Origin of the sequence: Alicyclobacillus acidocaldarius subsp. acidocaldarius DSM 446 (assembly GCF_000024285.1) — a bacterium.
In the GTDB taxonomy this organism is placed as follows: domain Bacteria; phylum Bacillota; class Bacilli; order Alicyclobacillales; family Alicyclobacillaceae; genus Alicyclobacillus; species Alicyclobacillus acidocaldarius.
The window spans coordinates 1,587,774-1,600,194 of sequence record NC_013205.1 but is presented as its reverse complement, the minus strand read 5'-3'; the positions used below and the strand labels follow the sequence as shown (position 1 = coordinate 1,600,194).

Sequence of the window (12,421 nt, the reverse complement as noted above, 5' to 3'; positions counted from 1 at the left end):
CCGCTGCTGTCATACATATAGATTTGGTTATAGGCCAATGCACCGATCGGATTCCAGTATCCGTATATGCTGTAAGTCTGCGCATTTGTCCAAGGGTTCTGTTGGTAATTCGCCAGCGTTGTAACTAGAAAAGTTGTAGTAACCAGACCAGTTACTTGTTTGGAATACACTTTCAGAAATATTCTCGGCAGTCCCTGTATACGGAATGAGACGATGCGAAATATTTGTCATTACCACCTTGGGCGGAAGCGTCCGTTTCCAATGACTCATTTCCTGCTCCCACTGTTGAAGGTTCTGGGGATCAGAAGGCCGTGGCGGGAACCCATATTCTCGAAGTTGTGCATCCGTTGCCGTCAACGGATTAAATCCTTTGGGTGGTACCGGGAATACATTCTTGACACCATTGATGTAATAAATGTACTCCTGACCTCCGTCAGGAAGTGTCTGTACCGAGGAAGCAGTCAATGCCTGGGTTGAAATCGTAGAGACCTTCGAATGCGCTGCCGCTGAAGCTACGATTGGTTCCGCGTCAGAAGTGTTCTCGGTAATTCCTTTATACGGAACGAGACGATGTGAAATATTATACGGAATGAGACGATGCGAAATATTTGTCATTACCACCTTGGGCGGAAGCGTCCGTTTCCAATGACTCATTTCCTGCTCCCACTGTTGAAGGTTCTGGGGATCAGAAGGCCGTGGCGGGAACCCATATTCTCGAAGTTGTGCATCCGTTGCCGTCAACGGATTAAATCCTTTGGGTGGTACCGGGAATACATTCTTGACACCATTGATGTAATAAATGTACTCCTGACCTCCGTCAGGAAGTGTCTGTACCGAGGAAGCAGTCAATGCCTGGGTTGAAATCGTAGAGACCTTCGAATGCGTTGCCGCTGAAGCTACGGTTGGTTCCGCCATCGGAATTGCTGCAAAGATCGCCAAAAAACCACAAAGAGAAATTTTAGACACATTCATCCGTCTCACCCTCCTTTTTCATGATCAGACATGTATACATTTAATCGAATATTTTTGCGCCGATTCCTGTTCTTCTAACACTGGTGATACTGGAATGCTATCACTGACTCTCTCTTTGTCAAGATCAAGTCCGAGATTGTGTGTGCGTGTCAAGTTATCGTAGGGGACCTCACTGCGCCAAGCGGTCACGGAATGGTGTGCGGAAGCCGCGCCAGCTCACGAAGCACGTACTTTACCCATGGTCGGCCCGCATGCGGGCCGTCCAGTGCTGGCATATGGACCGCAAGCCAGGACGCCGCGGCCTCAACCTTGCGCGCAATCTCCGCATCCGTCATTTGGGTCACTTGCGCCGCCTGAGTCCTCTGGGGATGTTTCTCTTGCCTCGCTATAGCTTTCGCGGCAAGTTCCCCGTTGGCGCGAGCCGCCATCAGCCGGACCAGTGCGTCCGCTCCTCTTTCGCTCCATCGCGCCCCATGGCTCTTCATCCGGCGCGCGCCGCGGTGAAACACCTGGCCTTCAATCGCGCCTAAACTCACCACATCCCCGCTGTCCATGATGCCGTCCCAATGCTCCTTCAGATATCCCTTCAGCCGCGCAATTCGCTGCCTCTTCGCGCCTTGGCTCCGCCTCTCGGCCTTCGTCAGCACAGCCTCAACGCGCCCAATCCTCCGCCCTGAGGGCATCCCAAACCTTCCGGTAAGTCTCCGTTTCCCGCCCCAATGCCCTCATGAGCGCCTGTCGGAGATGGAACGGATCCAGTCGGTGTCGAGCGCCTGGCAACATGTCGGCCCCTTGCTTCGCCCATGCCGCTCCATCCGTCCCGAGCCAGCACCTCTCTACATGACGCCAGTCCCAAACGCGTCCAAACGCCGTCACCGCTTCCTCCCAGAATCGTTCGCCTTCCTCCGTCCCCGCCACCACGTATCGGGTCACCAACGCACGCCGATCTGGCTTTCATTCGTCCTTCCCCTCGTACGCCACCGCCAGCTTCACTTCTAGGTGCGACTTGCCCTCTTCTTGTCTGCGACTACGCACATATACGCCGTCCGCTTCCACGTACAGCGTATCCACTTCGCGTGTTCCGGACGTCGAGGCTCCTCGCCCAAACACCTCATCCCGCTCCAACGCTGCCCGCGCTCGCTTGGCTCCTCCAAGCCGCTGAACCTCTTGCCAGATGGCCATGGCACTGATGTCCGGCACCCATGTCCGGAGAATCTCCGCGGCCCGGTGATAGGACACATCCAGCGCTAACGCGACGGCTTGCTCTCTCAGCTTCGCGGACAACCGCCGGCGCGGCTCCAATCCCACAGCGTCATCCAGCAGAAAACGACGCTCGCCCGTCTCCTTGTTCCGGTAGTAGCGTCGCTGGTATGTGATTTCGCCTACCGTCGTCGCGATGGTTCGGAACTTGCGATGAACCAACTCCCATTCACGCTTGTCCCGTTGCTCCGCTAACCACTCATCCCACACCTCGAGTACCTGTTGAATAAGTTCCCCGGCGGCCGTAGTGAGCGCTCCCACCACGTTTTCTTCGAGGATCGAGAAGTTACACGGGTGAGCAGCCAACTCTTGCACAGTCGACCACACGTTCAGGAAAGCGAAGAAGGCGCGTCGAATATCCAACATCAGAGACCTCACTCCTCTGACCGCGCTGCAACGCGGGGATTTTGTTGTCGACAGTGAGGTCTCTTCTCTTTTGCTCCGGAAATTCCTCTCGGAAGCAATCCCTACTCAAACTTTATACGCTCCCTTTGAAAAATCGAACTCAAAGGGGCCGCTTTGATCATTGAGCATATGACTCAACAGCATACTCCACATAATCTTGATCTATAGAATCTCCAAGATCTAAACCTTGAGTGAACGAAACTAATTGTCCGTTCTCTAACTTTCCTTGATAATTGAAGACACCTAACCCATAGATCATGTATTTTAAAAATTGTGCATTTGTCCCGTTGATCCCCATCGCCAATTCCGTTGCCCCATGAACAAGAGGAATCGTAACAGGAAAATGATCATTAAAACCTTGGCTGGTCCATCCTTTATCCGTATTCCACCAATTACTACTGATTCCCGAATAAATCCCGGGAGCCAACGTCACCGTACCTTCCGGTATTGTCTGATTGTAGATCACTTTCCCGTTGGCCACTGTGATGCTGGCGGTATCCATCATCTTCATCACATCGATGATTTCTGGCAACTCGGACTGGAACGTAGGAAAGAAGTGGGTTCCGCTATCACGTTGCCAAATCCCATACAACGGCACCATTGGGAAGTGAAAATCGTATGTGTTTCCTCGCAACACGCCACCTTCGAGCCACTTCTTCAGGTTGGCAAGAATGGTCGGCATGTCGCTCGCCGAAATCACCGAGTTTGGTCCGGTTACGCTGGTGCCAGCGAACAACGTACCCTCGGTCGTTGCCCAGTCATATGCGTTGGCAAAACCCGAATACGCGGGATCGGCACCACCGAGTTCGTTGTCCCCGATGTCACGCGCCGGACGTGCCCAATCGTACACGAATTGAGCCGCCTGCGCCGCCGTCACGGGGTCGTTGGTTGCCTGAATCCCTACGCTTGCGGGGGTATACCCACCGCCGTTCGGTCCGTTCATCGTCCCTACAGTTGCAAATACGCGAAAGATTCCATTCACAAAAGCGGACTGCGTTTCTACCCCCGAAGAAGGTGCACTTCCGCCACCTGTGGCGCTTGAACTTCCGCTCCCGCTCGACGACGAAGTGTTGCTTCCCCCAGAAGTCGTCGTGCTCGTTTGCGAAGTCAGATTCCACACCTTCGCGTTACCATTCCAGGTGTTCGTGACACCCACAGCCTGTAATGCCTGTTCAATGTACCAAATCGGCACATACGTCGTCGGCTTGTGCGAAGACGGGTCCACCGCCACGCTAGACTGAACTTGTTCATCAAACATCTGTTAGAGTCTCAAGTGGTGGTGTAAAATTCGTCGTCCCCAATTGACGAAGAAGCCACCGTGCGTGTCTACTAAGTGTGACCAACACCAAAAGTAGGAGGCACGCAACGATGGCTTCGCTCAATAGCTTCGCAGTTCTCGAATGGATTCGCAAGATGCAAGACGTGGATCAGATCGATTTTTTACGGGAATTGATGCAACTCGTGACGCAGTTCCTCATCGATGCGGAAGCCGCAGAGAAAATCGGTGCCGAGCGCTATGAGCGGACGGAGAGCCGTGTCACACAACGAAACGGCTATCGTTCAAGGGCCTGGGACACGCGCCTCGGGACGGTCGATTTGAAGATTCCAAAGCTCCGTCAGGGCAGCTTCTTCCCTTCCATTCTGGAGCCCAGGCGTCGAGCGGAACAAGCGCTGGCTTCTGTGATCCAGGAAGCGTACGTGAAGGGCGTGAGCACCCGCAAGGTCGATGACCTGGTGCGAGCGTTGGGCCTGGATGGCATTAGCAAAAGCGAGGTGTCTCGCCTCTGCCAGCTCATCGATGAAGAGGTTCGCCAGTTCAAGGAGCGGCCGCTCGAGCGTGAGTATCCGTACGTGTGGCTGGATGCCACGTTCCCGAAGGTGCGGGAGGGCGGCCGCGTGCAGAGCATGGCGCTGGTCATCGCCATTGGCGTCACGGACACCGGAGAGCGCGAAGTACTCGGATTCGATGTCGGAACGAGCGAGGACGGCGCGTTCTGGTCGGACTTTCTGCGCAGCCTGAAGGCGCGAGGTCTTCGGGGCGTGCGTCTGGTGGTGAGCGATGCGCACGCAGGCTTGCGCCAGGCCATTTCGGAAGTGCTGACGGGCGCGACGTGGCAACGCTGCAAAGTGCACACGATTCGGAACGTGTTGAGCCAAGTGCCGAAGAGGGAGCAGTCGATGGTGGCCTCGATCATCCGGACGATCTTCACCCAGCCCACGCAAGAAGCGGCCCGCGAGCAGCTTCGCCGAGTGGTCGCGGAACTCCGGGGGCGTTTCCCGAAGGCGATGGACATTTTGGAGGCAGCAGAGGAGGACGTGCTGGCCTTTATGGCGCTACCTATCGAGCACTGGCGGCAGATCTGCTCGACCAACCCGCTCGAGCGGCTCAATCGAGAGATGCGTCGGCGGATGGACGTCGTGGGGATTTTCCCGAATCGAGCATCGGTAGTGCGCCTCGCTGGAGCGATTTTGCAAGAGCAGCACGAAGAGTGGCTGGTGTCGCGGCGATATTTCAGCCTGGAGTCGATGGCGAAACTCAAGCCCAACCGTCCGTTCCTCGCAGCCGAGGCGATGTTGCAAAAATAACGTGTGGGAAGGGGCGTGCGAGCATGCTCGCAGACCAAGGCTTTGTCCCCTAATGGCTTGGAATCGACCGGCGAGCGCGCTGTCAAGGGCGTCCGAAGGACGAGTGAAGCGTCCCTTGACAGCGCGTGAAGACGGTCGATATCGCCCCGAACGGGACAAAGCCGACCGATGTCACACAGTAGACACAAACGGTGAATTTACACCTCTTGACGGGACACTACCAAACATCTTTCCGCCAATCACGATCGACATGTTCCCCGATGTGGACGGGAGCGTGAATGAAGGAGCCTTCGCGCTTGTGATCGTCCAGACCTTCTTGGCCCCCGCGCCATTCCACGTATTCGAGAACCCAAGTGACTTCAGCGCCTGCATCACATACCAGAGAGGCATATACGTCGTCCCATTCTGCACAAACCCCGACGGGTGCGAGAAGGTTTTCCCGTTGATGACCACCGTTGTCGTGTAGGTTTCTGTCGTTGTGGCTTGCACCATGGGGCTTGTTTGGGTCAATACTCCACAAGACGCAAGGGTGAACGCGCACCACTTGCAAGCCGAGTTCAGTTTCACGCGCTTCACTCCTGTCGAATGACATCCTCCGAATGAAGAATTCGACGGGAGTCGGTGAAATCCTTCAAATTCCAACACAAAACCTCTCATTCGACGTCATGCCTATGTTCAGAAGCAGGACCAATTCGCATCGCAAATCCGCATCACTGGCGCATATCCGCAGACCTGCGAGACATGGAGAAGACACGCCGATGATACGACTATGGTACACCAATAAGGCTCTCTCTGCTCCTGCTTTGGGGATATCTAGCTAGATTAATCGCGATATGCTCCAAAGCGTGGTACGGAGCATGGACTGTATGGCTGCTATCGGACCATAGGGCTGATACTGCGCATCTATCACCGTGGCCTCTCTCGCTCCGTCTGAGGCCTCCATCACCACTCCCGCGTATATTCTCCACCCCATTCGCCACCCGACTTCGACACTTTGTAGTCATACAAAGTCCCACGAACCCATTCCTGGCGCTAGTTCGTGGGACCTGTGGATCACTCGTGTAGTGTCTACAGCTCTCGTGCCCGAGGTTCTTCGTCAGAGGAACTCTGGCGGCTGCTGACGCGATCGTATCGCAATATCGCCTCATTTTCATGCTACCGTGGCGTCGAAGTTCGACATGAATGTCTTACACGCAAAGAGCAGCGCACGCCTGTGGATAAGTCCGACAAGCCGCGCCGCTGTGGGATCCCACATTCATACATGAGTCTACGTGCTCAGTTTACATGTCAAAGTCGGGTTTATTTTTCTCCGAGCAACTCTATCTCTTCAAAATGATGTATACATTGTATAGCGTAAGTACGGCGAGAAGTATGCTAAGCGTGAATAACTGGGTGGGATGGACTGCGATAAAAAATGTGACTAGCGTGAAGAAGAAAGAATTCGCAAAATCACGTTTTACAGGTTTTTTTCGAGCAACAACAAGAGAAAAGATAAGAAACAGCCCACTTAAGACACCAAGAAATATATAGAAAGTATTCATTGATCACCTCTAAAAATACTTTTTGTTCTATATAAGTTCATACTCCTTTATAAAAAGAAGATAGTCAGTATACACCTCCTAAGTAGTAATAGAAATTGGTGGTTGCCCAAGGCCCCAATTCAATATAGCGGACATCCATATACCATTCAGGCGCCCACCAAGTACCCAGGTTGACGATAGGCGGATTGTTGTCTATAGTGAACCAAATACACCCATTTTCGTCCGCTAAACGTTCAACCTGTGCACCGTAATATGCGCCAAGGGCTCCGCCAATGATAGCGCCGATCACGGAACCAGTAAGGTTTCCATCAGTTACCATACCCCCAACTAGTGCACCAACCCCACTGCCTACAGCCCAAGCAGGAGCTTCCAATATGGATTGAGAATCATAATAATCAATTTGACAATGTAAATCTTGGTTTCCTACTCGGTGCCAGGTGACGTATGGGGATATACCATAATACCCTTTGTCTGGATGGGCGTACGGTCTATTAACACCCGCTGGAGAATAGACCATACCATCAAAGTAGTAATCACCAGAAGGAATTGAAGCAGGTTGCTCCGTAAGCAGGTTGCTCCGTAAGACGTGGTCATAGACCTTGGCCAGCAGTTCCACCTTCTTGCTGCGACTGCGGCTGAACAGTGAATCATCGACGATGAACACATCCGCCCGATCTTCGGAGGTGAGTCGAGCGGTACGACGTACAACAGCAGAACTGAGCAACAGCAGAAACCGCCGCCAGTTGTGCCGGGGAGAGTTTAAAAACCGATACACCGTATCCTTGCCAAATTGGTTCATAGCGAGTTGTTCCAGCACACGTTTCAGACTGCGCTGATGGAAGACTAGCGCAAACAGAAGTCGAAATACCTCCAGTACAGGGATACCGGCCTGCTTAGTGATGTTGGACTGCCTGAGCAGTTTGCCGATATGGTATTCCATGAAGAACGCCGTTACCATGGACTGGAGTTGATCTGGGTGCTGAGAATCACGTACCATGTAAGAAACATCCTCACTTTTCGGTAGGTTGTTGTCTCGTCAACTTCAGTCTACCAGAAAAACGAGGGTGTTTTTGTTTTTGCATCACCCAAAACTTCAGTGAAATCAACGGATTACGTGCTTAAATGGAGTGCGAAACTTGAGTGAATAAGTCTTCCTTCGCATTTTTCAATGTAGACGCGATCACGCACCTCGGGCTCACGAGCGGTAATGACCCGCAGGTCCACATCGCTGTATGGGCCTTCCGCCCCGGCGGCTCGACTCCCAAATAGCAGGATAGCAAGAGCTGAGGGCTCTTCCTCCTTTAATCGTCTCACCCACTCATCCCAAAGAATCACGGAATACCCTCCATCCCGCGACCTAAAAAGCGTAAGACACGGAACCTAACGCCGTCGCCACGTGTAACCCATCCCACCGGAATATCACTTCTGATTCTCCAAGTACGTTCCAATTTCCTTTCGGAGATGATACACACCCAAAAACATGTGGGATGCAGCCAGAGCCTAGCATAGAAGCGGGCAGGGACAGCGAAAAGGCCGCTGTCGTAGAAGGCCCCATGCGCTAGCGCCACACCTCGCGCTTCTCGCGATGAGAGATTCCTGCAGTCATATGAAAAACCTCCCGCTGCGTTTGATGAGACCGTTCTCAAACACGGGGAGGTCGATTGCGATGTGTGGAACACTTTACGTTTACCATTCAAGTTCACCACACGGGCCGCATCCCCCCACTTGGAACAAGGCACAGGGCACGCCATTCACTTCCCGTCGTCGCGCAGTGGCCTCACCGAACGCACGAGGCTCACCAAACGGTCCATAGAAATACCAGCAGCCATGAGCTGATAGGGCCTCCCGTTCATTTCCCAATACAGTCTCGAAATCACAAAACGAGGCGTGATCACTTCACCGCTTCTCGCCTGGGTCCCGAGTTCCAGACACTCGTCTTGGACGTCTGAGATCCCCCAATGACGATGCACGTCGTCCGTTACCGCTCCTGCCTGCCACAAGATGATGAAGGCTTCACCCCGCAACACCGCCCTGGAACGCGAGGGTGCACCGTATCGAACCGCCCACTCTCGTCCGTGATAATACTTGGAGATTTCAATGTGGTCGCGCAATCCGAGTTCCTTCACGACGGACCGGTCGAGCCCCATCAACGGAAACGGACACTGCCGTATCGCGTCGCTCGGATCAACACGAATCGGGAGGCCGCCGAGGAGGTCGCCCAACGTCCACAGGCGCAACTTCTTCCCATCCGTGGGTACGGTAAACTCGCGCCTGGCAACCGCTACGTTCCATTCGATGTCCTCCATCACCTCGCGGAACACACACCCGCGCCCATTCCAGTACTCGATGCGCCTCGGCAGACCGTCTTCCGGATGAATCCAGAAGTGGACGCTCTCACACGCCTCATCCTCCTCGGCGGTGACGTCGCGATCGAGCTCCACCCACAGGTGCCATAACCGTTCGCCCTGCTCAGGCGGCATGACCACCAAGTCATCTCGGGTCAGCAACGCTTTCCAAAGATGGCCCAACATGAACGATGGATCCGCCTCGTGCGGGACCTGTGCTTCCTGGATGGTGTTCGTCTTTGCCATCCGCACCCGCATGCGGCGTCCATGAATGACCGTGACGACGCGCCCGGCATCCGGCGATTCTGTTTCAATCCTCAGCCAATTGGGCGCACGCCATGCATACCGCGCTTGTTGTCTTCTCCCGATCTGCTCACCTGAAAGCCATTCCCGGGTGAGCGTGAACCTCAGGCTTTTCATCGTGGCCCAGGCTCTGGCCAACGTGTGGCGAACCGTTGGATGATCGACCTTTTCCCCGGAGCCCCAAGCAGACAGGACATAGTACAGTGACTCGTAGGCAGACTCCTGGCCGGCCGCATCACCTCCACCCTCCTTCAGAGCGGCTTGCAATTGCTGCCTTGCCCTGGACAAACGCGATTTAACGGTCCCCGCCGGAATTCTCAGGAACGAGGCCACATCCCGGATGGGCCATTGGTATATGCCTGCCAGAATAAATACCTGTTTCAATTCCAGCGGCAGGCTGTCCAGCGCTCGTTCCAAATCCAGTTTCAGGACGGTACTCCGTTCTTGGTCTACATCCGACGCCACCTCCTTCATCTCCTCGACCTGCTCCCTGTACGCTTGCATCAACGTGCGATACGCCTGCGTTTTCACAATCTGAAAGAACCAACGCGGAAACGCCTGTGGATTCCGTAACTCGGACAGGTGACGTGCTGCGGTCAGCCAGCTCTCCTGCACAACGTCTTCCGCCAAATCTCGATCCCGGCAAAACTGCGTGACCCAGCCTAGCGCCTGTGGGCGGAACATGGAGACAAGCGTGTTCCAAGACTCTGGCAAGCCTTGGCGACATGCCTCGACCAGTTGAGCAACTTCCATGGTCCTCACCTCTTTCGCGGTTGTCACCCGTAATGATTCGAAGCGAGGCATGAAGGTTCTCACCAGAGGACCAAGAAGCGTGTTCCGCCCACGCCTCTGTGCCGAGGTGTGTGATCATGGTATTGAGTCAATACAGTGGACACCCCTAAACAAATAATGTATGAGGATTTTACAGAATCGCGAGATCTTGTAGCACAAGCATTCCTCGGATATCAAAAAGGACTCCACCTTTCATTTCCGAATTCAACCACTGCACTCACGCTTAATTCTCGGGCCGTGCGTGGATTTTGCTCCATACCACCACACCCCAGATTTAGATTCTCATCAAACAACGCCAACTGCACCCCCTCCACCTTCGCCAACTTCCCCCTCGCCCGCTCCACATGCGTCTGCACCGAACTCCGCCGAATCCCCAGCGCCCGCGCAATCGCCGAGTACGTCATGCCGCGCTCATACGCGAGTAGACGTCCATGTCGATGTTCGACGCCACGGGGTGATGAAAATGGCATCGCGTCTAGACGATGATGGATGAGCATCCACCCTCTGCATACGATTTGGTCCGGCACAGGGAAATCATAGGGGGCTGTTTGCCTATTTTCACGGTAGGAGGGGGCGGCTAGCCCCCGTCCTCTCACACCACCGTACGTGCGGGTCCGCATACGGCGGTTCATGAAACACGACGAAGTTCGAGATATCGTACGTACATACTCCTGAGTCCCAGCTTCGTAAGGTACGCTCGGTCTAGGATAGGGTTCAGAACCCTCGCCATGAACCACGGCCCTCTTCGCGAATTCGCCGTCATGTGGACGCCCGACTTCGACACTTTGTAGTCATACAAAGTCCCACAAACCCATGTCCGACGCGGATTTGTGAGACCTGTGGATAACTCGTGTAGTGTCTACAGCCCTCGTGTTCGAGGTTCCATCCGCAGAATTCTTGGCGGCTCCGTGATCCGCAGGGCTCGCAGGATCTCCCGCTGCACCTCGGTCGTTTCGGTGCGCTGCACGACGATCCCTTCCGGCGTGCTCTTCGTGACCCGATGCATCGCTTGCATGTGAGAGCGGATGTCTGCCCATGTCCGCCCAGTTTGGACCTCCGCGATGCGCACCAACAACAAGGCCAGCCAGCACAACAGCACATGCGAACGGATCCGCTCGTCCTTCCGGTGATACATGGGACGGATGTCCAACGTCGTCTTCAGTGTGCGAAACGCGGACTCCACCATCAGGAGTTGCTTGTATCCCAGCGCGACATCTTCCGTCGACAGCGTGTCGTCGGAGGTGCGGATCAAGTACTTCCCGTCCAGATGAGCCGCTTGCCGCACGGCCTCCGGGTCAATCCTCAGGTTCCCCCATCGGTCCTGTTTCAGATAGCGCTTGAACGTGGGATGGCTCGCAAGCCGACAGTGGGCCTTCGTGTGCGCTTCGCCCTGAAGCTCCTTGAGGCGTTCCAACTCCATCCGAAGCTCGCGCAACATGGCCTCCCGCCGCGCCTCATCGCGTTTGGCTTCCTCGGGATTGAACGCCAACACGTAACGGACCCGGGCCTCTCCGTCTCCCACCACGACCTCCTTCACTTTCAGGTTAGGACGAAGCTCACGAAAACGTCCAGGGCGCGCCAACGCCGCTTCTACCGCTGGTTTCCCGGAGGTCATCTTCTCCCCAGCGATGTAGTGACCGCCGGCGCGTTGCAGGATCCGCAAATTGCTCTCTGAGACGAAACCTCGATCCACGACCGTGATCACGCGACCAAGCCGCCAACCGATGAGGTCCTGTTTGACCTCCTCGACCACGCTCATGTCCGCTGTGTTGCCAGGCCACGTCCAGCAGCGCACGGGGATGCCGTCCCGCGTCACCGCAAGCCTGATCACCACCTGAGGCAAGTCGGGCCGGTGGTCTTTCGAATATCCTTTGCGCCGTAGTCCGTCTTCGGGCTCGTCCTCCGTTTCGAAGTACGTGGAGGTCGTGTCAAAGAACAGAAGGTCCACGTCCAGGTTCAAGAGATCGCTCACTCGCCGGAAGACCTCATATTGCAGGTCTTCCGCCACATCATGGAGAAAGTCCATGGCCCGGTATGCCTGCCACACGTCCAACTCGGTCATCCCGGGGAGAGCCACTTCACGGTCGACCCATTCTTCCATGGCCAGCTTGCTGCTTGGTGCCAACGCGCGATTCGCGGTAGTGTCCCGTCAAGAGGTGTAAATTCACCGTTTGTGTCTACTGTGTGACATCGGTCGGCTTTGTCCCGTTCCGGGCG

General features: G+C 55.0%; 7 protein-coding genes and 2 pseudogenes. 1 reads left to right on the top strand and 8 read right to left on the bottom strand.

Going from position 1 to position 12,421, the window contains the following annotated elements:
* Positions 1 to 27 precede the first annotated feature (27 nt).
* The 3 genes and pseudogenes from AACI_RS16360 to AACI_RS07590 form a co-directional block, all read right to left on the bottom strand.
* Positions 28 to 972 carry a hypothetical protein gene (locus AACI_RS16360; protein WP_012810864.1) on the bottom strand — a complete coding sequence of 315 codons (945 nt, stop codon included), beginning with the start codon at positions 970 to 972 and terminating at the stop codon, positions 28 to 30.
* 185 nt (positions 973 to 1,157) lie between these two features.
* Positions 1,158 to 2,598, bottom strand: a pseudogene (locus AACI_RS07595) (ISLre2 family transposase).
* 157 nt (positions 2,599 to 2,755) lie between these two features.
* Positions 2,756 to 3,895, bottom strand: coding sequence for a hypothetical protein (locus AACI_RS07590; RefSeq protein WP_012810863.1), 1,140 nt, complete (start codon positions 3,893 to 3,895; stop codon positions 2,756 to 2,758).
* 110 nt (positions 3,896 to 4,005) lie between these two features.
* Between AACI_RS07590 and AACI_RS07580 the strand changes: the two genes are divergently transcribed.
* Complete coding sequence (locus tag AACI_RS07580; protein WP_012810845.1) at positions 4,006 to 5,223, top strand: IS256 family transposase; 1,218 nt, start codon at positions 4,006 to 4,008, stop codon at positions 5,221 to 5,223.
* A 1,605-nt stretch (positions 5,224 to 6,828) separates the two neighbouring features.
* Here AACI_RS07580 and AACI_RS15610 read toward each other — a convergent pair.
* From AACI_RS15610 to AACI_RS07560, 5 genes and pseudogenes are all read right to left on the bottom strand, one after another.
* Positions 6,829 to 7,704 carry a glycine zipper domain-containing protein gene (locus AACI_RS15610; protein ID WP_218917080.1) on the bottom strand — a complete coding sequence of 292 codons (876 nt, stop codon included), beginning with the start codon at positions 7,702 to 7,704 and terminating at the stop codon, positions 6,829 to 6,831.
* 170 nt (positions 7,705 to 7,874) lie between these two features.
* Positions 7,875 to 8,078, bottom strand: coding sequence for a nucleotidyltransferase domain-containing protein (locus tag AACI_RS17290; protein WP_394295657.1), 204 nt, complete (start codon positions 8,076 to 8,078; stop codon positions 7,875 to 7,877).
* Between the two features lie 437 nt (positions 8,079 to 8,515).
* On the bottom strand, positions 8,516 to 10,165 hold the full coding sequence (locus AACI_RS15605) for an RNA polymerase sigma factor (RefSeq protein ID WP_012810858.1): 1,650 nt from the start codon (positions 10,163 to 10,165) through the stop codon (positions 8,516 to 8,518).
* 212 nt (positions 10,166 to 10,377) lie between these two features.
* Complete coding sequence (locus AACI_RS16965; protein WP_280959714.1) at positions 10,378 to 10,674, bottom strand: sigma factor-like helix-turn-helix DNA-binding protein; 297 nt, start codon at positions 10,672 to 10,674, stop codon at positions 10,378 to 10,380.
* Between the two features lie 389 nt (positions 10,675 to 11,063).
* Positions 11,064 to 12,341: pseudogene (locus tag AACI_RS07560) on the bottom strand (IS1634 family transposase); the annotation flags it as partial.
* Between the last annotated feature and the right edge of the window lie 80 nt (positions 12,342 to 12,421).